This window comes from Pelomonas sp. Root405, assembly GCF_001425165.1.
Classification (GTDB): domain Bacteria; phylum Pseudomonadota; class Gammaproteobacteria; order Burkholderiales; family Burkholderiaceae_C; genus Pelomonas.
In genome coordinates this window covers 392,313-416,922 of sequence record NZ_LMDU01000001.1, presented here as the reverse complement: position 1 = coordinate 416,922, position 24,610 = coordinate 392,313, and the positions used below count along the sequence as shown (strand labels likewise).

General features: G+C 68.4%; 23 protein-coding genes. 9 read left to right on the top strand and 14 right to left on the bottom strand.

The window, feature by feature from the left end:
* Window positions 1–299 precede the first annotated feature (299 nt).
* The 5 genes from ASC81_RS01895 to ASC81_RS01875 form a co-directional block, all read right to left on the bottom strand.
* On the bottom strand, window positions 300–1,031 hold the full coding sequence (locus tag ASC81_RS01895) for an ABC transporter ATP-binding protein (RefSeq protein WP_056261984.1): 732 nt from the start codon (window positions 1,029–1,031) through the stop codon (window positions 300–302).
* The gene (locus ASC81_RS01890; protein WP_056261983.1) at window positions 1,028–2,803 is read right to left on the bottom strand and encodes an ATP-binding cassette domain-containing protein; all 1,776 of its coding nucleotides are present in this window, start codon (window positions 2,801–2,803) and stop codon (window positions 1,028–1,030) included. Before ASC81_RS01890 ends, ASC81_RS01895 begins: the two co-directional genes overlap by 4 nt.
* 2 nt (window positions 2,804–2,805) lie before the next feature.
* Window positions 2,806–3,843: a branched-chain amino acid ABC transporter permease gene (locus ASC81_RS01885; protein ID WP_056261981.1), complete on the bottom strand. Its 1,038-nt coding sequence runs from the start codon at window positions 3,841–3,843 to the stop codon at window positions 2,806–2,808.
* A gap of 87 nt (window positions 3,844–3,930) precedes the next feature.
* Window positions 3,931–5,625: an ABC transporter ATP-binding protein/permease gene (locus tag ASC81_RS01880; RefSeq protein WP_082536185.1), complete on the bottom strand. Its 1,695-nt coding sequence runs from the start codon at window positions 5,623–5,625 to the stop codon at window positions 3,931–3,933.
* 131 nt (window positions 5,626–5,756) lie between these two features.
* Entirely contained in the window at window positions 5,757–6,158 is a 402-nt protein-coding gene (locus ASC81_RS01875; RefSeq protein WP_056261978.1) for a BON domain-containing protein, read from the bottom strand.
* A 222-nt stretch (window positions 6,159–6,380) separates the two neighbouring features.
* Here ASC81_RS01875 and ASC81_RS01870 point away from each other — a divergent pair, with 222 nt between their 5' ends.
* Together ASC81_RS01870 and ASC81_RS26385 are read left to right on the top strand one after the other, a co-directional pair.
* Entirely contained in the window at window positions 6,381–8,348 is a 1,968-nt protein-coding gene (locus tag ASC81_RS01870) for an AsmA family protein (protein ID WP_056261975.1), read from the top strand.
* A gap of 37 nt (window positions 8,349–8,385) precedes the next feature.
* Entirely contained in the window at window positions 8,386–8,547 is a 162-nt protein-coding gene (locus ASC81_RS26385; protein WP_082536182.1) for a DUF1328 domain-containing protein, read from the top strand.
* 69 nt (window positions 8,548–8,616) lie between these two features.
* Here the strand turns inward: ASC81_RS26385 and ASC81_RS01865 are convergent, their stop codons facing one another.
* A complete protein-coding gene (locus tag ASC81_RS01865; RefSeq protein ID WP_156391656.1) occupies window positions 8,617–9,075 on the bottom strand; it encodes a hypothetical protein in 459 nt (152 codons plus the stop codon).
* A 200-nt stretch (window positions 9,076–9,275) separates the two neighbouring features.
* Here ASC81_RS01865 and ASC81_RS01860 point away from each other — a divergent pair, with 200 nt between their 5' ends.
* Genes ASC81_RS01860 through ASC81_RS01850 form a run of 3 tightly spaced genes read left to right on the top strand, consistent with a single transcriptional unit; the run spans window position 9,276 to window position 13,728 of the window.
* A complete protein-coding gene (locus tag ASC81_RS01860; RefSeq protein WP_082536181.1) occupies window positions 9,276–11,204 on the top strand; it encodes a TonB-dependent siderophore receptor in 1,929 nt (642 codons plus the stop codon).
* The gene (locus tag ASC81_RS01855) at window positions 11,204–11,758 is read left to right on the top strand and encodes a YfiR family protein (protein WP_056261967.1); all 555 of its coding nucleotides are present in this window, start codon (window positions 11,204–11,206) and stop codon (window positions 11,756–11,758) included. Before ASC81_RS01860 ends, ASC81_RS01855 begins: the two co-directional genes overlap by 1 nt.
* Window positions 11,759–11,763: 5 nt before the next feature.
* Window positions 11,764–13,728, top strand: coding sequence for an ATP-binding protein (locus ASC81_RS01850; protein WP_056264157.1), 1,965 nt, complete (start codon window positions 11,764–11,766; stop codon window positions 13,726–13,728).
* On the opposite strand, the gene ASC81_RS28075 is transcribed toward ASC81_RS01850, so the two are convergent.
* Together ASC81_RS28075 and ASC81_RS01845 are read right to left on the bottom strand one after the other, a co-directional pair.
* Window positions 13,729–13,860, bottom strand: a complete 132-nt coding sequence (locus ASC81_RS28075; protein ID WP_255354394.1) for a hypothetical protein — start codon at window positions 13,858–13,860, stop codon at window positions 13,729–13,731.
* 94 nt (window positions 13,861–13,954) lie between these two features.
* A complete protein-coding gene (locus ASC81_RS01845; RefSeq protein WP_056261964.1) occupies window positions 13,955–14,578 on the bottom strand; it encodes a hypothetical protein in 624 nt (207 codons plus the stop codon).
* A gap of 147 nt (window positions 14,579–14,725) precedes the next feature.
* Here ASC81_RS01845 and ASC81_RS01840 point away from each other — a divergent pair, with 147 nt between their 5' ends.
* The 3 genes from ASC81_RS01840 to ASC81_RS01830 all read left to right on the top strand — a co-directional run bounded on the left by ASC81_RS01840 (window position 14,726) and on the right by ASC81_RS01830 (window position 18,054).
* Window positions 14,726–15,082, top strand: coding sequence for a hypothetical protein (locus ASC81_RS01840; RefSeq protein ID WP_056261961.1), 357 nt, complete (start codon window positions 14,726–14,728; stop codon window positions 15,080–15,082).
* An 82-nt stretch (window positions 15,083–15,164) separates the two neighbouring features.
* A complete protein-coding gene (locus ASC81_RS01835; RefSeq protein WP_082536180.1) occupies window positions 15,165–16,616 on the top strand; it encodes a pitrilysin family protein in 1,452 nt (483 codons plus the stop codon).
* A gap of 13 nt (window positions 16,617–16,629) precedes the next feature.
* Window positions 16,630–18,054 (top strand): pitrilysin family protein, encoded by a 1,425-nt coding sequence (locus ASC81_RS01830; protein ID WP_056261959.1) that lies wholly within the window; start codon window positions 16,630–16,632, stop codon window positions 18,052–18,054.
* Between the two features lie 50 nt (window positions 18,055–18,104).
* Here the strand turns inward: ASC81_RS01830 and ASC81_RS01825 are convergent, their stop codons facing one another.
* The 6 genes from ASC81_RS01825 to ASC81_RS01800 form a co-directional block, all read right to left on the bottom strand.
* A complete protein-coding gene (locus ASC81_RS01825; protein WP_056914107.1) occupies window positions 18,105–18,353 on the bottom strand; it encodes a hypothetical protein in 249 nt (82 codons plus the stop codon).
* Window positions 18,354–18,441: 88 nt separating this feature from the next.
* Window positions 18,442–19,026 carry a hemerythrin domain-containing protein gene (locus ASC81_RS01820; protein WP_082536179.1) on the bottom strand — a complete coding sequence of 195 codons (585 nt, stop codon included), beginning with the start codon at window positions 19,024–19,026 and terminating at the stop codon, window positions 18,442–18,444.
* An 85-nt stretch (window positions 19,027–19,111) separates the two neighbouring features.
* On the bottom strand, window positions 19,112–20,863 hold the full coding sequence (gene aceK / locus ASC81_RS01815) for a bifunctional isocitrate dehydrogenase kinase/phosphatase (RefSeq protein WP_056261952.1): 1,752 nt from the start codon (window positions 20,861–20,863) through the stop codon (window positions 19,112–19,114).
* Window positions 20,864–20,887: 24 nt separating this feature from the next.
* A complete protein-coding gene (gene can / locus ASC81_RS01810; protein ID WP_056261949.1) occupies window positions 20,888–21,562 on the bottom strand; it encodes a carbonate dehydratase in 675 nt (224 codons plus the stop codon).
* A gap of 23 nt (window positions 21,563–21,585) precedes the next feature.
* Window positions 21,586–22,764 carry an isovaleryl-CoA dehydrogenase gene (locus tag ASC81_RS01805; RefSeq protein ID WP_056261946.1) on the bottom strand — a complete coding sequence of 393 codons (1,179 nt, stop codon included), beginning with the start codon at window positions 22,762–22,764 and terminating at the stop codon, window positions 21,586–21,588.
* A gap of 98 nt (window positions 22,765–22,862) precedes the next feature.
* Complete coding sequence (locus ASC81_RS01800) at window positions 22,863–23,759, bottom strand: LysR family transcriptional regulator (protein WP_056261943.1); 897 nt, start codon at window positions 23,757–23,759, stop codon at window positions 22,863–22,865.
* Between the two features lie 106 nt (window positions 23,760–23,865).
* Between ASC81_RS01800 and ASC81_RS01795 the strand changes: the two genes are divergently transcribed.
* Entirely contained in the window at window positions 23,866–24,549 is a 684-nt protein-coding gene (locus ASC81_RS01795) for a Bax inhibitor-1/YccA family protein (RefSeq protein WP_056264150.1), read from the top strand.
* The last annotated feature ends 61 nt before the right edge of the window (window positions 24,550–24,610 follow it).

Here is a 24,610-nt window from a genome sequence, read left to right as displayed (position 1 = left end):
CAAGTCGAGACGCCACAGCTCCCAACCAATACGCGTAACTCGCCTCCTCCCCCGGCCAGTAGAAGCACCCAGCTTCAATCAGTGCCGCTGAAAGTTCAGTGTCGGTGAGGCCCGCGGCGGCAAGGCGTCCAAGGTGATCCACGACTACTTCCAACTCCGCTGGCGACGTGGCTTCTGCGTACTCATCAACGATCATCCACCACACACCCGGTGCAACATCCATGGTGAACAAGCCAAGCAATGGATGCAGAAGGGGGGAATATGCATGGTGCCCTTGAATATCTGCATCGCCGAAGCGACTAGTCCTTGCGTCCCGCACCGAGATACGTCTCGATGACCCTCGGGTCCGCCGCCAACTGATCCGCCGGCCCGCTGAGCCCGAACTCCCCCGTCTCCAGCACATGCCCGTGGTCGGCCACGCGCAGCGCGGCGCGGGCGTTCTGCTCGACGAGCAGGATGCTGACACCGCTCGCGCGCAGGTCGTCGACGATGGCAAAGATCTCGCGCACGATCAGCGGCGCCAGGCCCAGGCTGGGCTCATCCAGCATCAGCAGCTTCGGCTGGCCCATCAGCGCGCGGCCCAGTGCCAGCATTTGACGTTCACCGCCCGACAGCGTGCCAGCCGCTTGCTCGCTGCGCTCCTTCAACCGCGGAAAGCGCGCGTAGACGCTGTCCAGCCCGTCGCGCCAGCGCTTGTCGCCCAGCTTCTTCGGCCGCCAGCCGCCGAGCAGCAGGTTGTCTTCCACCGTCATCGTGCCGAACAGCTCGCGCTTCTCAGGCACCAGGGCCAGGCCGGCCATGACGCGTTCTTCGAGCGTCAGCCGGGCGATGTCCTCGCCCGCAAATCGCAGCGCCGAACTGCGCGACGGGATCAGGCCCATCAGCGCACCGAGCAGCGTGGACTTGCCGGCACCGTTGGGGCCGATGACGGTGACGACGCTCTTCTCCTGCGCCGAAAAGCTCAGCCCATGCAGCACCTCCGCACGGCCATAACCGGCGTGCAGGTCAGCCACCTCAAGCAGCGCGCTCATTCCTCCGCCCCCAGATAAGCCGCACGCACCGCCGGGCTGGCCTGCACCTCGGCCGGTGTGCCTTCCATCAGCCAGCGGCCGAACTCCATGACGACGATGCGGTCGGTGAGCTTCATGACGAAGTCCATGTCGTGCTCGACCAGCAGCAGCGACAGGCCTTCGGCCTTGAGCTGCCGCAGGACCTCGGCGAGCGCTTCCTTCTCCTGGTGGCGCAGGCCGGCGGCGGGTTCGTCCAACAGCAGCAGGGAAGGGTCGCTGGCCAACGCACGCGCGATCTCGACCAGGCGCTGCGGACCCAGGGCCAGGTTGCCGGCCAGCTCATGCGCCTGCCCTTCGAGGCCGATGCGGCGCAGCTGGCGCATCGCTTCGGCGCGGGCTTGCGCCTCCTCGGCACGGTCGGTGCGCAGCATGGCGCTCAGCGTGCCGCTGCGGGTGCGCAAGTAGGTACCCAGCGCCACGTTCTCCAGCACCGTCATGTCGGGCACCAGCTTGACGTGCTGGAAGGTGCGGCTGAGGCCGGCGCGGGCAATGTCGCGGCTCTCGCGACCGTCGACGCGCTGGCCCAGCAGCTCGACCTCACCGCGCGTCAGCGGCAGCACACCGGAGACGAGGTTGAAGGTGGTGCTCTTGCCAGCGCCGTTGGGGCCGATGAGGCCGACGATGTCGCCGGTGGCCACGGCAAAGCTGATGTCGTTGACGGCCACCAGCCCACCGAACTCCTTGCGCACGGCGCGCACGTTCAGCAGCGGCGCGCCGCGCGCCGGGTGGGCGCGCGAACTCAAGGGCGGCGCCGCGTCGTCCACCGGGCGGGCGCGCGTTGCCGGCAGCCAGCGCGAGATCAAGGGCCACAGGCCATCTGGCGCAAAGCGCAGCACCAGCACCAGCACGACGCCGAAGACGATGATTTCGTAGTTGCCCGAGCCGCCAAAGACCAGCGGTAGCACGACCTTGAGCTGGTCCTCGGCCAGCTTGACGAGCGCCGCGCCGGCGAAGGCGCCGCCCACCGTGCCGATGCCGCCGACGACGGCCATGAAGAGGTATTCGATGCCGAACTTGATGCCGAAGGGCGAGGGGTTCACGCTGCGCTGCATGTGCGCATACAGCCAGCCCGACACCGAGGCCAGCAGCGCCGCGATCACGAACATGATGAGCTTGTAGCGGAAGGTCGACGCGCCCATCGCCTCGGGCATGGTCGCGCCGCCGCCGCGGTTGGTGTTGAGCGCGCGCATGATGCGGCCCGGCCGCGAGTCCAGCAGCCGCGTCACCGCCAGCGCCGCCAGCAACGCGGCCAGCCAGATCAACAGGTAGATGCGGCGCTCGCTCTGAAAGCTGAAGTCGCCGATGGTCAGCGCCGGCAGGCCCAGCAGGCCGTCGTATTTACCGAGCGCCTCCAGGTTGCCAACCAGGTAGTACAGCGCCAGGCACCAGCAGATGGTGGCCAGCGGCAGATAGTGGCCCGACATGCGCAGCGTCATCGCGCCGATGGCCAATGCCAGCAGCAGCGTGACGACCAGGCCCGCCAGCAGGCCCAGCCACGGCGACATTGCCAGGGTCGCCGACAGATAGGCCGTGGCATACGCGCCGACACCGGCGAACGCCGCCTGGCCGAAGGACGTCAGGCCGCCCACACCGGTCAGCAGCACCAGCCCAAGCACGACAAGGGAGAACAGGCCGATGTAGTTGAGCTGGGTGATCCAGAAGTCCGGCACCGGGGCGAACGGCAGGACGACGAGCAGGACGGCGGCGGCCGCTGTCAGGCGGTTGCGGGTCATGTTCAGTGCTCCTCGTGGTGCGGGTCGACGAACGACCGCCACAGGAGGATGGGCAGGATCACCGTGAACACGATGACCTCCTTGAAGGCGCTGGCCCAGAAGGAACCGAAGCTCTCGATGAGCCCCACGCCGATGGCGCCGGCCAGGGCCATGGGGAAGCTGGCCAGGCCGGCAAACACCGCCGCGACGAAGCCCTTCAGGCCAATCAGGAAGCCGGTGTCGTAATAGATGGTCGTTGACGGCGAGATCAGCAGGCCCGACAGCGCGCCGATGAAGGCGGCCATCGTGAAGCTCAAGCTGCCGGCCGCGTCGCCCGAGATGCCCATCAGCCGCGCGCCGGTGCGGTTGACCGAGGTGGCGCGCAGCGCCTTGCCCATCAGCGTGCGCTCGAAGAAGATGAACATCGCCAGCAGCAGCACGATGGACGCGCCGAAGATGATCAGCGTCTGGCCGGTGAAGCTCAGCGGCCCGACGTCGAAGCGCGCCTCCCAGAAAGCTGGCGTGCGGTAGCCCTCGGCGCCGAAGAAGACCAGGCCGACGCCGGTCAGCGCGAAATGCACGCCGACCGAGACGATCAGCAGCGTCAGCACGCTGGCGCCGGACAGCGCGCGGTAGGCCAGGCGGTAGAGCAGCGGGCCCATGCAGGTGACGATGGCCAGCGTGGCGAGCACCTGCACGATCAAGCTGTGCTGCCGCTGCACGAACTGCGGCGCCACCACGGCAACGATGCAAGGAAATATCAGCGTCGACACCAGGCTGCGCGAGATTCGCATCGGCGGCCAGCGTTCACGCAGCCCCTGCACCAGGTCCAGCACCGCGACGGCGATCGCCATCAGCAACAGCAGCCACACCGTGCCCGGCACCTTGCCCATCTGCATCGCCGCCAGCGTCAGCGCACCGAAGGCGACGAACTCGCCCTGCGGGATGAAGATGATGCGGGTGACCGAAAACACCAGCACCAGGGCCAGGGCGACCAGGGCGTAGATGGCCCCGTTGGTCAGGCCGTCGAGGCCGAGGATGGCGGCAATCGTGAGGTCCATGGCGGCGCGTTCGTGGTGGCCCGCCGATGGTATCGGCGATTTGCCGACCGCACGGTCGGGATATCACCCAGAGACAGCGCAGTGCGGTCAGTCGGCAGGTTTCTCGGCGCTCGGGCGAGGCGTCTTGGCCAGCGTCCAGCGACCGCCGCCGGTCAGCTTCAGCACGCGGCGGTGGAAGCCCGCCACGGCCGCCCGGTGGGCGATGCTGATCAGCGTCGTGCCACGCTCGCGCAGGCGTTCGTAGAGGCGCTTCTGGTTGGCATCGTCCAACGCGCTGGTGGCCTCGTCCAGGATGGCCAGGCGCGGCGCATGCACCAGCAGGCGGCCGAAGGCCAGGCGCTGCTGTTCGCCGCCGCTGAGCTGCTTCTCCCAGTCCGCCGTGCGGTCCAGGCCGCCCTCGCCTTCTGCCAGATGGCGCAGTTGCACTTCGTCGAGGATCTTCAACAGGGCGTCGTCGTCCAGCTCGGACTGTTTGCTCGGGTAGATGAGCTGGCTGCGCAGCGTGCCGGTCTGCAGATAGGGCCGCTGCGGCAGGAAGAAGACGTCCTCGCGCGGCGGGTGCGCGACCTGGCCGCTGCCCTGCGTCCACAAGCCGGCAATGGCGCGCAGCAGCGAACTCTTGCCGCAGCCGCTGGCGCCGGTGATCAGCAGCGAGCCGCCTTCGGGCACCTTCAGCGACAGCTTCTCGACCAGCACGCGGTCGCTGCCGGGGGCGTGCACCGTCAGGTCCTTGATGTGCAGCTCGCGGCCTTCCTCGCGGGCGATGCCCGCCTCGGGCGGTGGGGTCTCCAGCACCTCGGCCATCACATGCAGGCGGTCGATGCCGGCGACGAAGCGAGACAGGCTCTCGAAGTTGTCGATGATCAGCGACACCGCGCCCAGCACCGCCGCGAAGGCGCCGCCGGCCTGCACCGCCTGGCCCACCTCCAGCCGACCGCCGAGCACGTCGCCGGCCAGCACCACGCAGGGCACCAGCAGGCTGAGCTGGCTGAAGCCGCGCTGGAAGAGGTTGAGCCAGAACTGCGCGCGGATCAGCTTGCGCGTGTTCAGCAGCGTGGCGCGAAGGCGCTGCTGCAGCTGGTGGCGTTCCTGCTCCTCGCCGCCGTAGAAGGCGATGGACTCCGCGTTCTCGCGCACCCGCATCAGCCGGAATCGGAAGTCCGCCTCGCGCTTGAGCTGCCAGTGGTTCAGCCGGATCAGCGGCCGACCGAACAAGCCCAGCGACAGCAGCGTGCCGGCCAGCGCATAGACGACCAGAAAGCCCACCAGCGTGTGCGACAACGACCACAGCACCGCACTGAAGGCCACCAGCTGCATGAGCGAGCCCAGCATGATCAGCAGGAAGTGCAGCGAGCGGCCGGTGAAGGTGTTGATGTCGTCGGCGATGCGCTGGTCGGGGTTGTCGATCTCGTCCGCGGCGATATGGAAATAGCGCCGCTCGCGCAGATAGCCGTCGAGGTAGCGCTGCGTCAGCCAGCGCCGCCAGTCATTGGCATAGGCGTCGCGGGCGTAGTAGTAGATGGCGAAGATCGGCACCGCGAACGCCAGGATCCACAACATCGCCCGTACCGCGTCCCAGAAGCGCGCCTCGTCGCGCGCCGCCAGCGCCGAGGTCAGCTCACCGGTCTGCTTGTTCAGCCAGACGGCGAACTGCGTCTCGGCCAGCATCAGCAGGATGATTCCGCCGAGAAAGCACCAGGCCCAGACGCGCCGGTCGCCCACCCAGTACGGCCTGGCGACGGTCATGAAGCGTTTCAGCGCGGAAGCAGGAGCGTCGGCCATGGTGTGAGCGGATGTTGTTGAGATAAGGCTAGCCGGGGCCCCTGACGCGGGTTGTCGGACGGCACGCCGAAGCGCTGCGGTCCGGCAACAAAAAAGGCGCCCCGAAGGGCGCCCCCAATCAGCTGCGACGATCAGCCGTTCTGGCCGACGACGAGCTGGTTGTTGACCTGCTTCACGCCTTCGATGGCCGCCACCAGCGTCGTGGCGCGTTCACGCGACTGCGCGTCGGGCGCCTGGCCTGACAGCGTGACCTGGCCGTCACGCGTGTCGACATTGATCTGCGTCGCCTTCAGGCGGTCGTCCACGGCAAGGGCGGCATTGACCTTGGCGGTGATGGTCATGTCGGTTGCCGCACCGCCGGCGTTGTCGGCAGCCTGGCTGGCCGAGCGCTGCATGTCAGCAGCGGCGTCTCGGGTTTGCTGGCTGGCGTCGGCAACCGGTGCGTCGGAGCGCGGCATCGTGCTGGCATCCTCGGCCTGGCGACCGCAGGCGGTCAGGCCAGCAGCCAGCATCAGGGCGGCAATCAGAGGCATGCGAGTGGAGAGGTTCGGCTGTTTCATCGGGCGTCCTTTCGACAACAAAGGCCACTGGTGGCCGGTGCGGTGACTTTGGACGCGCCGACGGCCTAACTGTTTAAGTCAGCGCGCCGAATGCTTGTGGGACCACGCCGACAAGGCGGCCGCCGGGCGCTGTCCTACAACCGCCGGCGCGCCCGTCCCACGCGAAGCAGGCCGGCCGGCCGCCAGCATTCGGCCATGAAAGTCGCCGTCAAACTTGCCGGCGTCGCGCTGGCCGCAGTGGTTGCCCTGGTGGGCCTGGATCTGGCCGGCTGGCCTGGCCTAGCGCCCTGGTTGGCTGCCAAAGCCGACCGAGGCCTGGACATGGACGATGGCGCCCGGCTTCATCTGTTGTGGAACCCCCGGCTGGAAGCCGCACGCCTGAACGTCGTCGGTCAGGGCGGCGAGCCGCTGGCACAGGCGCAGGCGGTCCGCCTGAACTGGCGGTGGGGCGACGTCCGGGCCTGGCGCCGCGGTGAACCGCTGAGGCTGCGCCTGGTGGAGGCGGACGCCCTGTCGCTCAACTGGCAGCGCGATGCAAACGGCCGCACCGCCTGGCCGGTACAGCCCAGCGGCACACGCGACGAACCGGCCAAGCTGCCCCAAGTCGACCATCTCGTCATCCGCCGCGGCCAAGCGAAGCTGGACGATGCGCCGCTGCGCCTGAAGGCGGACGCGCGTTTCGCCACGGCTGCCGACGGCCGCTGGTCCGCGCAGATGCAGGGCCAGCTGCGCGATCAGCAACTGGCGCTGAAAGCCGAAGCCGGCGCTGGCCTGGCGCTGCTGGCGCCACCCGAGGCCGGCTTGCCACCGGTGCGGCTGCGCGCCGAGCTGACCCAGCGCGACGGCCGCATCGCCTTCGACGGCACGGCCGCGTCGCTGCTGGACGCCCGCGCGCTCGACGGCCAGTTGCAGGTCCGGGGCCGCTCGCTGGCCGACATCGGCAAGCCCTTCGGCATCACCCTGCCCAACACGCCCTCGGTGGACCTCAGCGGACGGTTGCGCCATGCCGCAGGCGTCTGGCAGCTTGGCGGCGCAAAGGCGCGCATCGGCCAGAGCCATCTCGGCGGGGACTTCGCCTTCGACACCCGCCCGGCGCGCTCTCAGCTCAGCGGCCTGCTGCGCGGCGGCCCGCTGCGCCTGGCCGACCTCGGCCCCGCGGTCGGCGCAGACAAGGCGCCCAGCCGCCCCGGCCGGGTGCTTCCCGACCGGCCGCTCGACCTGCCGTCGCTCAAGGCCATGGACGCGCGCGTTGCCATCGCCTTGAGCCAGCTCGACCTCGGCACCGCCAACCTGGCACCGCTCGCACCGGTGAACGCCAGCCTGGTGCTGGAGAACGGCGTGCTGCGGCTGGACAGCTTCAACGCCGGCATCGCAGGCGGCGAGGCCTCGGGCCACGCGCGGCTGGACACCGTCCAGACGCCGCCGCTGTGGCAGATCGGCCTGGACGTGCGCGGCATGGCCATCGAACGCTGGCTCAAGTTCGAGACCAAGAGCATGGGCGCCGACCCGGTGACCGGCCGGCTGCGCGCCGACGTCGACGTGCAGGGCCGCGGGCGCAGCACGGCCGAGCTGCTGGCGACGATGGACGGGCCGGTCAGCCTGCAGATCGACCGGGGCAGCATCTCCCACCTGCTGACCGAGGCGAGCGGCCTGGACGTGGCCCAGGGCCTGATGGTCTGGCTGCGTGGCGACAAAAAGCTGGAGCTGAACTGCGCCCGCTTGGACGGCCGCTTCAAGGCCGGCGTGCTGCGGCCACGCTCGGCCGTCGTCGACAACCGCGACACCCGCATCGACATCGACGGCCGCGTCAACCTGTCCGACGAGACGATGGATCTGCGCGTCGTTGCCAAACCCAAGGACTTGTCGCTGTTCTCGCTGCGCTCGCCGGTGCGCGTGCAGGGCACGCTGGCCGACCCGCGGGTGGCGCTGGAGGGCAAGTCCCTGGGTGGCAAGGCCATTGCAGCCATCGCGCTCGGCGCGCTCTCGCCGCCCGCTGCGCTGCTGGCCTTCGTCGACCCGGGCGAAGACCTGCCGCCGGTCAGTTGCGACGGGCCGGCCGATGCGCCGCGCGCCGAGCAGGGCCGGCCCGCACGCGCGGCGTCGGCGCCCTCCTACCCGGCCTCGCGGCCGGGGCCGTCACTGGCGGAGCCGCGGCGGTCCTAAATTAGCGCTGTCAGTACCCCAACAAGGAGAACCCTTCATGCTCCGTTACGCGATCATCTTTTTCGTCGTCGCCCTCGTCGCCGCCGTGTTCGGCTTCGGTGGCATTGCCGCCAGCGCAGCGGGCATCGCCCAGCTGCTGTTCTATGGCTTCATCATCCTGGCCGTCATCAGCCTGGTCGTGGGTCTGATCCGCAGATAGCGCCGGCAACTCCGAAGCCAAGCGGCCCTGATCACTCAGGGCCGCTTGGCTATTTGGGTACAACGACGATCATCGACCTCGATGCGGCTGCTCCTGGATGGCGTCGAGGAACTCGCGCAGGGTGCCGACGCACGGCCCCTCGGGGCAAAGGAAGAGGCCCTCGGCCTCGGCCGGCACATCGGCGGCAAAGCCAAGCGTGATCAGCGAATTCACTGCATCGCCGCACAGGGCAATGGTGCGGCCGCAGCGCCAGCCCATCTTCAGCAGCGCCTGCAGCTTGGCGCAGCCCGTCGGCGCTGCCCAGGCGTCAGCGTTCAAGACGATCAGGCCATCGGCCCAGTCCGCCTCGACGGGCGGCTCACCGAACTCATCATCCAGGCGCCAGTTCAGGCGGCTGACACGGGCGTCGGTCGCCAGCACGGCCAGTTCCTTCTCGCAGCTCTGCATGACCTCGGTCGTGCCGATCACGCAGATCAGAACCGTGGCCTGTTGCGCTTGCGCCGGCAGGGTCTCAGGCGGGCAATCCATGGTCGCATCCATCGTCGGCTCCAGTCGGAAGAATGCTCCGACTCTGGCGCCGCGGGCGACTCATGCGCGTGATCCTTCAGCGCAAGTCTGCGTAGGACTGCGCTGCCATGCGGGCGCGACGTTGCCCGGCGCCGTCGCGTTGCCGCCCATCGACCGCTGCGTTATCGTGCAGCTGACCAAGGACACCGCCGGGAGGGTGCATGGCAATGTCACGGAGCCGGATTTGCTGCTTTGCAGCAGCCGCGCTGTGCGCGCCGCCGGGCCATGCGCTGGCGCCCCTGGTTGACCTCAGCCTGGAAGAACTCGGCAATGTGACCATCACGTCGGCCGCCAAGCGCGAGCAGCGCCTGGCCGACGTGCCGACGTCGCTGTTCGTCATCACGGCCGACGACATCCGCCGTGCCGGCGTGACGCGCCTGCCCGAAGCGCTGCGGCTGGCGCCGAACCTGCACGTCGCCCAGGTCTACAACGGCGGCTATGCGATCACCGCGCGCGGCTTCAATGCCAACTCGGCCAACAAGCTGCTCGTCCTGATCGACGGGCGCTCGGTCTACACGCCGCTGTTCGCCGGCGTGTTCTGGGACGTGCAGGATGTGGTGCTCGACGACGTCGAGCGCATCGAGGTCAGCAGCGGCCCTGGCAGCACGCTGTGGGGCGTCAACGCGGTCAACGGCGTCATCAACGTCATCATGCGCCGGGCTTCGGAAACGCGCGGCACGCTGGCCTCGGCAGCCATTGGCAACCGCGAGCGCATGGCGCTGCTGCGCCATGGCTGGTCGCTGGGCAATGATGGCGCCATGCGCCTGCACATCAAGCGTACCGACGTGCGTGCCTCCGAGACGGCCGCCGGCACGCCTGTGGACGACGCCGGCCACCTGATCCGCGGCGGCTTTCGCGCCGACTGGGGCCGTCACGGCGGCCAGCGCGTCACGCTGCTGGGCAATGCCTACCGCGGCAACCACGGCCAGCCGGATCCGGGCAGCATCGCGTTGACAGGCATCAATTTCGCGCTCGACAACATCAGCGTGTCGGGCGCCAACCTGCTGGCGCGCTGGGAGACGCCGCTGCGCGGTGGCGAGCTCAGCGTGCAGGGCTATCTGGACCGCAGCGTGCGCGTCAACCCGCCCACCTTCGACGAGACCCTGAACATCGCCGACCTGGAGGTGCAATACACGCTGCGGCCCGCCACCGCCCACACGCTGGTGCTGGGTGCGAGCCACCGCCGATCGAACGACCGCGTGGGCCACGACGCGCCGGAGTTCGCCTTCCTGCCTGAGAAGCTCAGCCAGAGCTGGACCAGCCTGTATGCGCAGGACGAGATGGCCCTGAGCGACGCGCTGCGGCTGACGCTGGGCGCCCGTATCGACCGCAACGACTACACCGGCAACGAAATCCTGCCCAACCTGCGGCTGGCCTGGAAACCCTCGCCGGCCCATCTGTGGTGGGCCTCGGCCGCGCGCACCGTGCGTGCGCCCTCGCGGCTGGACCGCGACGCCTACGTGCCCGACAAGCCGCCCTTCATCCTCAACGGCGGCCCGGGCTTCCGCGCCGAGGTGGCCAAGGTGCTGGAGCTGGGCTACCGCGGCCAGCCGCTGTCGCCTTTGACGCTGTCGGCCACGGCTTTCCACGGGGACTACGACAGGTTGCGCACCACCGAGCTGGCGCCGAGTGGTACCGCCGTCTTCTTCGGCAATGGCATGCAGGGCCGCGTCAGTGGCCTGGAGGCCTGGGGCAGCGTGCAGACCGCCACCTGGCTGCGGCTGCACGGCGGCGTGACGCTGTTGCGCCCGCGGCTGGCGCTCAAGCCCGGCAGCGCTGACAACGCGTCGTCCGTGTCGGCCGCCGAGGGCGCGATGCCGCGGCGGATGTGGCGGCTGCGCGCCGCCTTCAACCTGCCGCGCGACGCCGAGTTCGACCTCACGCTGCGCCATGTCTCGGCGCTGCGCACGCCCGAGGTCCCGGCCTACACAGCCGTCGACCTGCGCCTGGGCGCGCGCCTCGGCGCCGACGCCGACATCGCGCTGACCGCCAGCAACCTGCTTGGTGGCCATGGCGAGTTCACGCCCGTCGAGACGCGCAGCGAGTTCCGCCGCAGCCTGGCGCTGCAAGTGCGCCTGCGCTTCGACTGATGGCGCCGGCCCTGCTCGCTCGTCGAAAGCTGCTGCTGGCGCCGCTGGCAGCCCTGGCTGCGCCCACACCGGCCCCGGCTGCCGAGGAGAACCTGGTGGAGTACCAGGTCAAGGCCGCCTTTGTCTGCAAGTTCGGCAACTACGTCGAATGGCCCGCGCAGGTCATGGGTGGAGCCGGCGATCCCTTCCGTATCGGCCTGCTGGGCAGCGAGGCGGTGCTGGAAGAGTTCCGCCGCACCGCCGCGGCGAGTTCCGTCGGCGGCCGGCCCATCGAGGTTCACCCGCTGCACCGCCCCGAGCTGCCCGATGGGCTGCATGCCGTCTTCGTCACACGGGCGATGTCGGCGCACGCCGCGGCTATCGTCGCCGCGGCACGCGGCCGGCCGGTGCTGACCATCACCGAGCTCGATGCGACCCCGAGCACCGGCATGGTCAATTTCATCGTTGTCAACGACAAGGTGCGCTTTGACATCTTGTTGCCGGCGGCATCGCAAAGCGGCCTGAAGATCAGCGCACGCCTGCTGGGCGTGGCTCGGCGGGTCGAAGGTAGGTGATGCGGATGTTCAAGCTGTCCCTTCAACGCCGACTGCTCGGCGTCACGATGCTGACGTCGCTGGTGGCCTTGCTGGTCGCGCTGAGCGCGATGGTGGCCTATGACCTGCACGCCTATCACGCGGGCTGGACGGCGGACCTGAAGGCCCAGGCCGAGTTGCTCGGCCATTCAACCGCGCCGGCGCTGGAGTTCGACGATGTCAAGGTGGCCCGCGAGAACCTGGCGCTGTTGCGCACCCAGCCGCGCGTGCGTGCCGCGGCGGTGTATGGCAGCAAGGGCGAGATGTTCGCGTCCTACGCCGCAGAAGGCTCCGCGGCGGCCCTGCCGGCCCGGGCCGACGTGCGCGCCGTGCAGCGCGGGGAGCGCGTGGAGCGGGTCGAGCGCGACATCGCCGTGGCCCTGCCCATCGTGCAGGACGGGCGCACCATCGGCAGCGTCTACCTGCGCGCCGAATACGCGCTTTATGACCGCGTGCTGAGCTATCTGGGCATTGCGGCCATCGTCGCCGCCGTGGCCCTGGGCATCGCGCTGCTGCTGTCGTCGCGGCTGCAACGCGCCGTCGTGCAGCCCATCCTGGCCATCAGCGACGTGGCGCGCGACGTCATGCAGCGCCAGGACTATTCGCGCCGCGCGCCGAAGGTCACCCAGGACGAGGTCGGCGTGCTGGCCGATTCCTTCAACGGCATGCTGGCCGAGATCGAACGCCATTCGCGCGAAGTGCTGCGCCTGAACGAGCAGCTGGAGGCGCGGGTGCGCGAGCGCACCGCCCAGCTCGAAGCCTCCAACGATGAACTCAAGCTGGCCACCGCCACGGCCGAGAAAGCCAACCGAGCCAAGTCGGAGTTCCTGTCGAGCATGAGCCACGAGCTGCGCACGCCGCTGAACGCCATCATCGGCTTTGGCCAGCTGCTGGGCACCAACATCGTCGAGGCCAAGCCCGAGCGGCGCCAGGAGTTCGTCGATCACATCGTCGGCGCGGGCAAGCACCTGCTGACGCTGATCAACGAGATCCTCAACCTCGCCCGCATCGAGAGCGGGCATGTCGAGCTGTCGGTCGAGCCGGTGCGGCTCGACGACGTGCTGGACGACTGCCGCACGATGATCGACCCGCTGGCCAGCCAGCGCGGCATCGCCACGCATTTCGCCAGCAGCAGCGGCTGCGTCGCGCTGGCCGACCGCATGCGGCTCAAGCAGGTGCTGCTCAACCTGGTCAGCAATGCCATCAAGTACAACCGCCCCAACGGTTCGGTGTGGGTGGACTGCATCCACCTGGGGCCGCAGCAGGTACGCATCTCCGTCAAGGACACCGGCGCCGGCCTGGCGCCCGAGCAGGTGCAGGCGCTGTTCCAGCCCTTCAACCGGCTGGGCCAGGAAGGCGGGCCGGAGCAGGGCACGGGCATCGGCCTGGTCGTCACGCAGCGCCTCGTCGAGCTGATGGGCGGCAGCATCGGCGTGCAGAGCCAGCCGGGCGAAGGCAGCGTCTTCTGGGTCGACCTGCTGGCCAGCGAGCTGCCGGCGCTGCCGCACGCCGAGACCGACTGGGGCGACCTGTCGGGCCTGACCGCGGCGCCGCGCGCGGGCCAGGCCGAGGCCACGGTGCTGTATGTGGAGGACAACCCCGCCAGCCGCCAGCTCGTCGAGGAGCTGCTGATGGCGCGCGGCGGCATCCGGCTGCTGTCGGCCCACGACGGCCAGCGCGGCGTCGAGATGGCGCGGCAGCATCTGCCCGACGTCATCCTGATGGACAACAACATGCCGCGCATGAGCGGCCGCGAGGCTCAGTCCATCCTGCGGCTGGACCCGCGCACGGCCCAGATCCCCATCATTGCGCTGACCGCCAACGCCATGCCCGAAGCCGCAGCCGCGGGGCTGGCCGCCGGCTACTTCCGCTACCTGACCAAACCGTTGGAACCCAGGCGGCTGATGGAAGCGCTGGACAGCGCGCTCGCCACCAGGCGGTCGCGCCGATAGCTAGGCGGGCAGCGCGGCAGCGTGACCCTGCTGCTGCTGGCGAAAGCGCCGCTGCGCCAGCACCAGCATGCGGGCGAAGGAGACGACCGGGCGCGGCGCCGGCAGCGGCGGTGACGGGGCTGGTGTGGGCATCGAGGGGCTCCGAAGTGATCGGCCGATGCTGATGCCGCAGGCTTAGCACAGCCTTAGCCTCGTGGCCTAGAGGGCCGCCGCAGCCGTCGCCAGGTCAGCCCTTCTTGACCTGCAAGGTCACCGCGTACTTGCCGCCATCGCCGACGATGGTCAGCGTCTTGTTCTTCGGGCCGGCGGCGACGTTGAGCAGGTTGGCGCTGAGCGCGAACTCCTTGGTGGAGCCGACGCGGTCATCGAAGTTGGGAAAGCCTGTCGGGATGCCGAGCGCGCCGTTGATGTCGGCCTTGAGCTTGTCGACACGCTGCGCCCGCGTCATGCCGACCGAGGCGGCCAGCGAGCTGACGAAGGCGCCCTTGGTCAGTTCGCGTGCGGTGCCGGGCTTGCCGTCGTCGTGCTCCATCATCGACACGAGAATGATGGCGTGGGCCGGGTTGGCGATGACCTTGGCGCTGCCGGACGGGCCCCAGGCATTGCGGCGCCAGATGATGAAGGGCATGTCGCTGGGGTTGATGCCGGGCTGCAGCGGCTGGGTCGTGCGGGTCTCGCCCGCGTCGACATCGCCCCAGGGGCCGTAGAGCGTGACCTCGGCGTTGGGCAGCAGCGGGTTGCTGAGGTCAACGGCGGTGACGAGCACATAGGGCTCATCGGCACCGATCTCGTCGGTCTCGATGAGGCACTTGATCTTGGTCAGGGCGATGGTGACGGGCAATGCGGCCATGATGGTCTCCGGTGGTTGAAGCGCGGCGACATGCCGGCTCCCCAACAAGGACGCAAAAGACCCCGGAGCAGGGATCAGCGGGGTGACTATTCACCGCGACAGGGCGGTTAGGCTGCTGCGCACGCCGGCTGTCGGCGAGGAGTAGCCATGAACACCTTCCTGACCGGCCTGGCGGCGATGCTGCTGGCCACCTGCGTTCAGGCCCAGCAAGCTGCGCCGATTTGCGAGGTGCCGCCACCCAAGGTGCCCGGGCTGGAATGGCAAGGCCAGGCGGCCTACCTCGCCACGGCCCAGGTCAAGGGGGGGCGCGTCGTCGCGGTGCAGATCAGCGGGCTGAAGGGCGTCGTCGAACGGCGTCCACAGCGGGCGATGGTCATGGCCATCGAGCAGGCACTGCGCCAGGCAAGCTGCCAGCCGGGGGAGCACGTTTTCACGCAGCGCTTCGACTTCGACTCGCGCTCAACCGTTGACAAGGCCGCGCCGGCCTCGTCGGGGGTGAGTTAGGGCCCGGGGATTTCCCTGTGTGCCGAGCGGCACACCATTAGAAAGAGTGGAAACTGCGGCCCGTTCCCGCACAGGAGACCCCATGTTGAAGACCACCCGCCGCGCAGTGCTGGGCGCGATCAGCGCCGCAACGCTCGCGTTCGCCGCCGGCCCCACCGCCGCTGCGCCCAAGGATGCCGCCCAGACTGACCGTTGGCAGATTCCCGTCCACACCAAGAAACTGGCCAACGGCCTGACCGTCGTCATCTCGCCCGACGCCAGCAGCCCGACCGTGGGCATCAGCGTCGTCTACAAGGTCGGCATGCGGCTGGAGCCGAAGAACCGCACCGGCTTCGCCCACCTGTTCGAGCACCTGATGTTCCAGGGGACGCCCAAGGCACCCAAGGGCGTGTTCGACCAGGTCATCACCTCCGGCGGCGGCAACAACAACGGCTCGACGCGGCCCGACTTCACCAACTACATCGAGACCGCGCCGTCGTCGGCGCTGGAGACCATGCTGTGGCTGGAGGCCGACCGCATGACGACGCTGGACTTCAACCCCACGACGCTGAAGAACCAGCAGGACGTCGTGAAGGAGGAGATCCGCGTCAACGTGCAGAACCAGCCCTATGGCGGCTTCATGTGGCTGGACATCTCGGCCCTGGCCTTCGACAAGTGGGAGAACGCCCACGACGGCTACGGCAGCTTCGTCGACCTGGAGAACGCCAACCTGGACGACGTGCGCGCCTTCCACCGCGATTTCTATGGCCCGAACAACGCGGTGCTGTCCATTGCCGGCGACGTGACGCCGGCCCAGGGTTTCGCGCTGGCCGAGAAGTATTTCGGCAAGATCGCTGCACGGCCGACGCCCAAACCCACCGATTTCAGCGAAGGCCTCAACACCAAGGAACGCCGCCTGACGCAGCCCGACAAGCTGGCCCAGGTACCGGCCATTGCCGCCGCCTGGAAGCTGCCGGACCGCGCCAGCAAGGACCAGGCGCCTTTCGCCGTCTTGGGTCAGCTGCTGGCGGGCGGCGACGCCTCGCGCCTCTACCAGGGCTTGGTCAAGGGCCGCGAGCTGGCGCTGAACGTCAACTCGCTCTACGGCCTGACCAGCATCTGGGAGTACGACGGCCCCAGCCTGTTCACCGTGTTCGCACTCTACAAGCCGACGACCAATGCCGACGCGCTGCTGGCCGGCATCGACGAGGAGGTGGCCCGCGTCGTCAAGGACGGCGTGGACGACGCGACGCTGAAGAACCTCAAGACTGCCCTGCTGGCCGACTGGTACAACAGCCTGGAGATGTTCCTGCTGCGTGCCGACCGCCTGGCCAAGCTGCAGGCGCTGTGGGGCGACGCGAACGTCGTCAACAAGGTGCCGGGCTGGATCGAGGGCGTCACGTCGGCCGACGTGCAGCGGGTGGCCGCCACCTACCTGACCCAGGCCAATCGCTCGGTCATCGACCGCAAGCCCGCCGGGATGCTGGCCGCGCCTGCCGCCGCGGCTTCGGCCGCGTCAGCGCCCGCGCCGACCAAGCCGGCTTCCCAACCTTGATGTCGGAGCTGTCATGAAAAACATCACTCCCGCTTTCCGCCTCGGCCTCCTTGCCGCCGCTGTCGCCATCGCCGGCGCCGTGCAGGCCGCCACCGTGAAAACGCCCGCCGAGTTGCCGCCGTTCGGCAAGGACAAACCGCTGGCCGTGCCCAAGATCACCCAGCAGACGCTGCCCAACGGCCTGCAGGTCTGGGTGGTGCCGCGCAATGGAATTCCGCGCGTCGACTACGTGCTGGCCGTGCGCGGCGCGGGCTTCGGCGCCGATGCGCCCGACGCGCCCGGCCGCGCCAAGCTGCTGGCCGGCCTGCTGTCCGAGGGCACGACGCAACGCAGTTCCAAGCAGATCGCCGAAGCCGCCCAGGCCATGGGCGGCGCGGTCGGTGCGTCAGCCAGCAACGACGGCATCAGCGTCGCCGGCAATGCGTTGGCCTCGCACGCCGGTGCCATGGCCAAGCTGTTGGCCGAAGTGGCGCGTCAGCCCGCTTTCCCGGACGGCGAGGTACAGCTCGCCAAGACCAATGCGCTGCAGGGCCTGAAGGCCGCCAGCACGCAGCCGGCCTTCCGCGCCGCCAAGGCGCTGGACGGCGCCATCTACGGCGGCCACGCCTATGGCCGCACGCAGGAGACCGAAGCGGCCATCAATGCCGTCACGGCCGCAGGTCTGCGCGCCGAGCATGCACGGCGCTTCCGCCCCGACCGCGCGTTGCTCGTCATCACCGGCCGCATCGATTCGGCCGCGGCGCTGAAGCTGGCGCGCGACGCCTTCGGCGACTGGAAGACCAGCGGCGAGGCTGTCCCCGAGCTGACCCCGCCGCCAGCCACCGCCCCCGTGCAGCGCCTGCTGCTGGAACGCCCCGGCAGCGTGCAGGCCACGCTGCGCCTGGGCCGCCCCGGCATGGCGGCCAGCGGCGACGAGCAGGTCGCCCTGCGCCTGGCCAGCACCATCCTCGGCCAGGGCTTCTCCAGCCGCATCAACCAAAACTTGCGCGAGGAGAAGGGCTACACCTATGGCGCCCGCGCTGGCGGCGTGTCCTGGCGGGTCGGTGGCGCCATCACCGGCGGCGCCGACGTGCGCAACGAGGTGACGGCCGCCTCGATGACCGAGTACATCAACGAGTACCGCCGCATCGGCACCGAGCCCGTGCCCGAGGCCGAGCTGGGCATGAACAAGCGCTACATGGCGGGCAGCTACCTGGTCAGCACGCAGCTGCAAGGCTCCGTGGCGCGGCAGCTGGCCAGCAACTGGCTGGTGGGCCTGCCGGCCGAGTTCCTCGGCAACTTCGTGCCGGCCATTCAGAAGGTCACGGCGGCCGAAGTCCAGGCCGTGGGCAAGAAGTACTTCAACCCGGACGAGCAGAGCTGGGTCGTGGTCGGTGACGCGGCCAAGATTGCCGAGCAGTTGAAGGCGTTTGGCGAGTTCGCGACGGTCAAGCCGTAAGAGCTACGCCGGGCCTTCGGGCCCGGTCTTGATCGTCTGCCGCTGTGGATTCAAGCGCTTGAAGCGGAGGCGGCCGCTTCTTCGCTCTCCGCTTCATCGGACGCGGACGCCGCGTCCTCCGGCGCCGCCACTTCAGCCTCGGCGGCGCCGGCTCCAGGCGGATACTCTTCCAGGATCTGCTCCTGCTGCTGCGGGAACAAGCGGTCCCAGTTGGCGAACACACCGCCCGATACCGTCGTGACAAGACCGATCAACGCGATCCACACCGCACCGTTTCCACCGCCGGATCCGTTGGACATGTTCTGCTCCCTCGCGCAAACGCGCGCCGCCGAACCTTAACGAAGGACCCGTGGCTGACGTCATTGGGGAATACGTCATGCGCCGGCCTCAGCGCGTGCGGCGGGGCTTGGCCTTGCCGCGCAGCAGCGCGCCAGCGCTGGCATTGCCGCGCGTTGCCGGCCGGTCGGCTGCGGGCTTGGCGGGCTTGACCAGCCCCGTCGCCGCAGACACCGCCACGGACTGGTACTCGGCCGCGTAGTGCTTGCGCATGCGCACGATCTCCCTCGTGTACTTGCCGGCGAGCTGTTGCTTCTTGGTGTCTGACAGCAGGCGGCCAGCGACGTGGAAGAACTTGGCTTCTTCTTCCTTGAGGTGGTGGCGCACCTTGAAGCTGAGCTGCTTGGCGGTCGCGATCCAGCCGTCCTGCTGCTTGTCGCGCACCGACAGGTCTTCAAGCAGTTCGTCGACCTGGTGATGCTCGTGCAGCGCATGCCGGGACGCATCCAGGCCGCCGTCCTCCATCAGCAAGGGCACATAGAGGTAGCGCTCCTCGGCCGCGGCATGCGCCATCAGTTCGACCTTGAGCTGCAGGAACAGCAACTGGCGCACCGCCATGTCGCCGCGCGACGCGGTGAGCTTGCGGCACAGGTCGCGTTGCAGGTCGTGGCTTTCGCGGATGGCGTCGAAGATCATGCGGCTGTCTCCAGGGACAAAGGGCTGCGGCCGCGGGATTGTGGGCGCCAGATGACTCGGCGCTTGTCGGACAGGGCCGCGCCGCTCAAGCCACGGCAAAGCGCCGCGCCGGGTCGTACGGGAACACGTCGTGCACATGCCCCGCCTGGATGCGGGCCTTGTGCCCTTGCCAAAAGCTGGCATCCAACAGATCGGCGTGATGGCGCATGAAGGCTTCGCGCACCTGGGGGTTGCCGAGCAGGAAGGGCGCGAAAGTCTCGGGAAAAACATCGCGCGGGCCGACCGTGTACCAGACCTCGCCCGACATCTCCTCCTCCTCGTTGCGCGGCTCGGGCACACGGCGGAAGTTGCAGTCGGTCAGGTACTCGATCTCGTCGTAGTCGTAGAAGACGACCTTGCCGTGGCGGGTGACGCCAAAGTTCTTCCACAGCATGTCGCCGGGGAAGATGTTGGCGGCCACCAGGTCCTTGATCGCATTGCCGTATTCGACGACGACGCGCTCCAACTGCTCGGGCGTGGCGTCCTGCAGATAGATGTTGAGCGGCACCATGCGGCGCTCGATGTAGACATGCCTAATGACGAGGTCGTCGCCGTTCTCCTCCAGCAGGCTGGGGCAGAAATGCTTCAACTCGGCGATCAGCTCATCGTCGAAGCGGTGGCGCGGGAAGGCCACGCGCGTGTACTCCAGCGTGTCGGCCATGCGGCCGACGCGGTCGTGTGCTTTCACGAGCAGGTACTTCGCCTTGATCAGCTCGCGCGTGGTGTCCTTTTGGGGCGGATAGAAGTCCTTGATGACCTTGAAGACAAAGGGCCAGCTCGGCAGGTCGAACACCAGCATCACCATGCCCTTGATGCCGGGCGCGATGCGGAACCTGTCGCTCGAATGGCGCAGGTGATAGAGGAAGTCGCGGTAGTAGAGGTTCTTGCCTTGCTTCTGCAGGCCCAGCGCCGAGTAAATCTCGGAGCGGGGCTTGCGCGGCATCATCGAACGCAGGAACTGCACGTAGGCGCTGGGCACCTCCATGTCGACGAGGAAGTAGGCGCGCGCAAAGCTGAAAAGGGCCAGCAGGTCGTCCTCGCCGAACAGGGCCGCGTCGATGAAGAAGCGGCCGTCGCCTTCCTTGCGCAGGATGGGCAGTGCGAACGGCGTCTCGGTGAAGCCGTTGATGATCCTGCCGACGACGTAGGCACCCTTGTTGCGGTAGAACAGGCTGGACAGCACCTGCAGCTGGAAGTTGGCGCGCCGCCGGAATTCGCCGAGCCGCTGACTCACGGCAGTGAGCACGCGGTCGACATCGCCGCCGAGGTCGACGAACTCGCCGTTCAGCTGGAAGTTGGTGATGACGCGCTGCAAGGTCTCGCGCAGTTTGCCTGGCGCTGGGTAGTAGGCCCGGTAGGTGGGCAGCGCGGCGGGTTCGTCGTTCTCGATGTACTCGGTCGAGATGGCCGGGCGCACGAAGATAAAGGCGTTGTGGAAGTAAGCGTGGTGCAGGATGCGCGTGCACACCGAGTTGAAGAAGGTCTCGGCGAGCTCGGGCTGGCGATGGTTGGTCAGCAGGCCGATGTAGTGCAGCTTGACCTGCTGCCAAACGTCCATCGGCAGCGCGGCGGCGTTGAAGCGGCTCTCCAGCAGCGCGATGGCCTCGGCCACGCGGGCGTCGTAGAACTCGATGCGCAGCGCCTGCGCGCGCTGCTGGCCATGCCAGTCGCCGCGCTCGAAGCGGGCCTTGGCCTCGGCCGACGTGGCGCGGAAGAGCCGGTAGTGGCGGTCAAAGCCGCCCAGCAGGGCCTGGGCGATCTCGAATGCGCGTGAGTCGGTCAGCTGCGTCGGGAACATGCCCCCGACTCTAGCGGCCAGGGTTCAAGCGGCCGTGGCGTAGCGGGACTTGACGTTGGCCAGCGCGCGGCGATAAGACGGCTCGACATCCTCGGCACACGCTGCCGTCAGCGCCAGGTCCTCCAGCAGTCCGTTGTGCAGGCCATAGACCCAGCCATGCACGACGATCTCCTGGCCGCGTGCCCAGGCGTCTTGCACGACGGTGGTGTGGCAGGCGTTGCGGGCTTGCTCCAGCACGTTCAGCTCGCACAGCGCATCGACGCGCTGGGATTCGAGCACGCCGTCCAGCCAGTCCTGGTGCATGCGGCGCACATCCTGCACGTGGCGAATCCAGTTCTCCACCAGGCCGACGCGCAGGTCGTACAGCGCCGCGCGCACGCCGCCGCAGTTGCTGTGGCCAACGACGATGACGTGCTTGACCTTCAGGTGGTCAACCGCGAACTGCATGACGGACAGGCAGTTCAGGTCCGAATGCACCACCACGTTGGCAACGTTGCGATGCACGAACAGCTCGCCCGGCAGCAGGTCGACCAGCTCGTTGGCGGGCACGCGGCTGTCCGCGCAGCCGATCCACAGGTATTGGGGTGTCTGCTGCTTGAGCAGGCGCGAGAAGAAGCCCGGTTCACGGGCCTCGGTCTCGGCCGCCCAGCGCTTGTTGTTGTCGAGGAGATCCTGCAGTTCGTGGTTGGTGATCGTCATGCCGGCATTGTCTCTGCGGGGAGTTACATCGTCTCTGCAAAGAGCTCGCGGCCGATCAGCATGCGGCGGATCTCCGACGTACCTGCGCCGATCTCGTAGAGCTTGGCATCGCGCCACAACCGCCCGAGCGGGTACTCGTTGATATAGCCGTTGCCGCCAAAGATCTGCACGCCCTCGCCGGCCATCCACGTCGCCTTCTCGGCCGTCCACAGGATGACCGAGGCACAGTCCTTGCGCACCTGGCGCACATGCTCGGCGCCCAACATGTCGAGGTTCTTGGCCACCGTGTACGCAAAGCTGCGCGCGGCCTGCAGCACGGTGTACATGTCTGCCACCTTGCCCTGGATGAGCTGGAACTCGCCGATGCTCTGGCCAAACTGCTTGCGGTCGTGGATATAGGGCACGACGTTGTCCATCACGCTCTGCATGATGCCGAGCGGCCCGCCGGTCAGCACGGCGCGCTCGTAGTCCAGGCCCGACATCAGCACCTTGGCGCCACCATTCACGGCGCCCAGCACGTTCTCGGCCGGCACCTCGACGTCCTGGAACACCAGCTCTCCGGTGTGCGAGCCGCGCATGCCGAGCTTGTCGAGCTTCTGCGCAATGCTGAAGCCTTTCATGCCCTTCTCGATCAGGAAAGCCGTCACGCCGCGCGCGCCCAGCTCCGGCTCGCTCTTGGCATAGACGACCAGCGTGTCGGCATCGGGGCCGTTGGTGATCCACATCTTGCTGCCGTTGAGGACGAAATAGCCGCCCTTGTCCTCAGCGCGCAGCTTCATCGACAGCACGTCGGAGCCTGCGCCGGGCTCGCTCATCGCCAGCGCACCGACATGCTCGCCGCTGATCAGCTTGGGCAGGTATTTGGCGCGCTGCGCGTCATTGCCGTTGCGCTTGATCTGGTTCACGCACAGGTTGCTGTGCGCGCCGTAGGACAGACCCACCGACGCACTCGCGCGGCTGATCTCTTCCATCGCGATCATGTGCGCCAGGTAACCCATGTCCGCGCCGCCGTACTGCTCCGGCACAGTGATGCCCAACACGCCCAGCTCGCCCATCTTGCGCCACAGGTCCATGGGGAACTGATCGCTGCGGTCGATCTCGGCGGCACGCGGGGCGATCTCTTCATCGGCAAACGCGCGCACCGCGTCACGCAGCGCGTCGATGTCTTCGCCGAGCTGGAAGTTGAGGCCGGGCAGATTCATGGGCAAGTCTCCTTTCCGCCCGGTCGGCCCGGCGGGTAGCCAGGCGGCGGGCGCGTTTTGGTTGACGTAAACGTCAACTGTAGCAAGCGGAGGGCGATTCAACCGGCGGCGTAGGCCGGCTGGGGCAGCAGGCGGCGCACCAGCGGATGGGCGATCTTCTTGTCGGTGCCGACGGCGTAGAAGGCCTCCTCGACACCGAGGCAGTCGCCCACGCGCACCAGGCCGTCGCGGTCCACCAGCTTGTCGCTCATCAGCGCCGCGGCGGGGAAGACACCCATGCCCGCCGCGCCAAACGTGGCCAGCAGCGCGCTGTCCTCGAATTCGCCGGCGATGCGCGCGCGCACGCCGTGGCGCTCCAGCCAATGGTCCAGCCGTGGTCGCACGGCCGCATGCGCGGTGGGCAGCAGCAGCGGCACGTCCGCCAGTGACGCGGGAAAGTCGCGCGCCGCCGCCGGCGCCCAGCGCGCGCTGGCGAACCAAGCCATGGGCGAGCTGCCCAGCGCGTGGCTGTAGACCCGCAGGTTGGGGTTGGGCGGGGCGGGCCGGTCGGCCAGCACGACGTCCAGGCGGTGCAATGCCAGGTCGCCGAGCAGGTCGTCGAACTCGTCCTCGTGGCAGAGCAGGCGCAGGTGCGGGGTGTCGATGATGGGTTCAAGCAGGCGTTGCACCACCAGCTTGGGCAGGCCGTCCGAGATGCCGACGGCCAGCCGCACCGCCGGCGCGCTCGCGGCGTCGCGCACGCGCTCGGGCAGGGCCTCGCCCAGGGCGAAGATCTGCTCGGCCATCTGCAGCGCGGCCTGGCCCGCGTCGGTCAAGGTCAGGCCGCGGCCGGCCGGCTTCAACAGCGCGGCGCCCAGCGACTGCTCCAGCTCACGCACCTGCGTCGACACGGTCTGTACCGACAGGCCCAGGCGCTCCGCGGCGCGCGTCAGGCCGCCCTCCTTGGCCACGGCCCAGAAGTAGTAGAGATGGCGATAACTGAAGCTCAGGCTCATGGACTAACACCAAGTTATTGAGAAGTAACGCTTCTCGATTTTCTGCTTTTTCTTGCGGGCTTGGCCGACTACTGTGACGGCCTTGTTGATGGCTCAGGAGGCCCGCATGCAAAACCAGACCCGTACCCTTGCGATTGCGACGCCTTACGGCGGCGCGGTCGACCGCAGCACCGCCCACCGCGTGCTGCGCAACACCTATGCCTTGTTGTCGCTAACGCTGCTGTTCAGTGCCGCCGTTGCCTGGGCCGCCGTCGCTTTCAGCCTGCCGGCGCCCGGCATCGTCCTGACGCTGGTCGCCTACTTCGGCCTGCTGTTCGGCATCCACAAGCTCAAGAACAGCGGCGCTGCGGTAGGCCTGGTGTTCGCGCTGACAGGCTTCATGGGCTGGACGCTCGGCCCCCTGTTGACCCGCACGCTGTCGCTGCCGTCCGGCGGCCAGGCCGTCATGCTCGCCCTGGGCGCGACGGGCGCGGTATTCCTGGCGCTGTCGGCGTATGCAACGACGACCAAGCGTGACCTGTCATGGATGGGCGGTTTCCTGTTCGCCGGCATGATCGTCGCATTGCTGGCTGGCCTAGCGGCCATCTTCTTCCAGATCCCGGCGCTGGCGCTGACGGTCTCGGCCGTCGTCGCCTTGCTGTCGGCTGGCCTGATCATGTACGAGACCCAGCAGATCGTGAACGGCGGCGAGACCAACTATGTGCTGGCCACCGTCAGCCTATTCGTGTCCATCTTCAACCTGTTCACGAGCCTGCTGAGCCTGTTTGGCTACGGCAGCTCGACCGACTGAAGCACCAGTCGGTCGCTGCCGAAGGCCGCCCACTGTGGGCGGCCTTTTTTTCGCCCGGCAT

Coding starts and splice junctions, on each gene's coding strand:
- ASC81_RS01895 (WP_056261984.1), bottom strand. CDS start 1,031: ATGAGCGCGCTGCTTGAGGTGGCTGACCTGCACGCCGGTTATGGCCGT.
- ASC81_RS01890 (WP_056261983.1), bottom strand. CDS start 2,803: ATGACCCGCAACCGCCTGACAGCGGCCGCCGCCGTCCTGCTCGTCGTC.
- ASC81_RS01885 (WP_056261981.1), bottom strand. CDS start 3,843: ATGGACCTCACGATTGCCGCCATCCTCGGCCTCGACGGCCTGACCAAC.
- ASC81_RS01880 (WP_082536185.1), bottom strand. CDS start 5,625: ATGGCCGACGCTCCTGCTTCCGCGCTGAAACGCTTCATGACCGTCGCC.
- ASC81_RS01875 (WP_056261978.1), bottom strand. CDS start 6,158: ATGCCTCTGATTGCCGCCCTGATGCTGGCTGCTGGCCTGACCGCCTGC.
- ASC81_RS01870 (WP_056261975.1), top strand. CDS start 6,381: ATGAAAGTCGCCGTCAAACTTGCCGGCGTCGCGCTGGCCGCAGTGGTT.
- ASC81_RS26385 (WP_082536182.1), top strand. CDS start 8,386: ATGCTCCGTTACGCGATCATCTTTTTCGTCGTCGCCCTCGTCGCCGCC.
- ASC81_RS01865 (WP_156391656.1), bottom strand. CDS start 9,075: ATGGATTGCCCGCCTGAGACCCTGCCGGCGCAAGCGCAACAGGCCACG.
- ASC81_RS01860 (WP_082536181.1), top strand. CDS start 9,276: ATGGCAATGTCACGGAGCCGGATTTGCTGCTTTGCAGCAGCCGCGCTG.
- ASC81_RS01855 (WP_056261967.1), top strand. CDS start 11,204: ATGGCGCCGGCCCTGCTCGCTCGTCGAAAGCTGCTGCTGGCGCCGCTG.
- ASC81_RS01850 (WP_056264157.1), top strand. CDS start 11,764: ATGTTCAAGCTGTCCCTTCAACGCCGACTGCTCGGCGTCACGATGCTG.
- ASC81_RS28075 (WP_255354394.1), bottom strand. CDS start 13,860: ATGCCCACACCAGCCCCGTCACCGCCGCTGCCGGCGCCGCGCCCGGTC.
- ASC81_RS01845 (WP_056261964.1), bottom strand. CDS start 14,578: ATGGCCGCATTGCCCGTCACCATCGCCCTGACCAAGATCAAGTGCCTC.
- ASC81_RS01840 (WP_056261961.1), top strand. CDS start 14,726: ATGAACACCTTCCTGACCGGCCTGGCGGCGATGCTGCTGGCCACCTGC.
- ASC81_RS01835 (WP_082536180.1), top strand. CDS start 15,165: ATGTTGAAGACCACCCGCCGCGCAGTGCTGGGCGCGATCAGCGCCGCA.
- ASC81_RS01830 (WP_056261959.1), top strand. CDS start 16,630: ATGAAAAACATCACTCCCGCTTTCCGCCTCGGCCTCCTTGCCGCCGCT.
- ASC81_RS01825 (WP_056914107.1), bottom strand. CDS start 18,353: ATGTCCAACGGATCCGGCGGTGGAAACGGTGCGGTGTGGATCGCGTTG.
- ASC81_RS01820 (WP_082536179.1), bottom strand. CDS start 19,026: ATGATCTTCGACGCCATCCGCGAAAGCCACGACCTGCAACGCGACCTG.
- aceK (WP_056261952.1), bottom strand. CDS start 20,863: ATGTTCCCGACGCAGCTGACCGACTCACGCGCATTCGAGATCGCCCAG.
- can (WP_056261949.1), bottom strand. CDS start 21,562: ATGACGATCACCAACCACGAACTGCAGGATCTCCTCGACAACAACAAG.
- ASC81_RS01805 (WP_056261946.1), bottom strand. CDS start 22,764: ATGAATCTGCCCGGCCTCAACTTCCAGCTCGGCGAAGACATCGACGCG.
- ASC81_RS01800 (WP_056261943.1), bottom strand. CDS start 23,759: ATGAGCCTGAGCTTCAGTTATCGCCATCTCTACTACTTCTGGGCCGTG.
- ASC81_RS01795 (WP_056264150.1), top strand. CDS start 23,866: ATGCAAAACCAGACCCGTACCCTTGCGATTGCGACGCCTTACGGCGGC.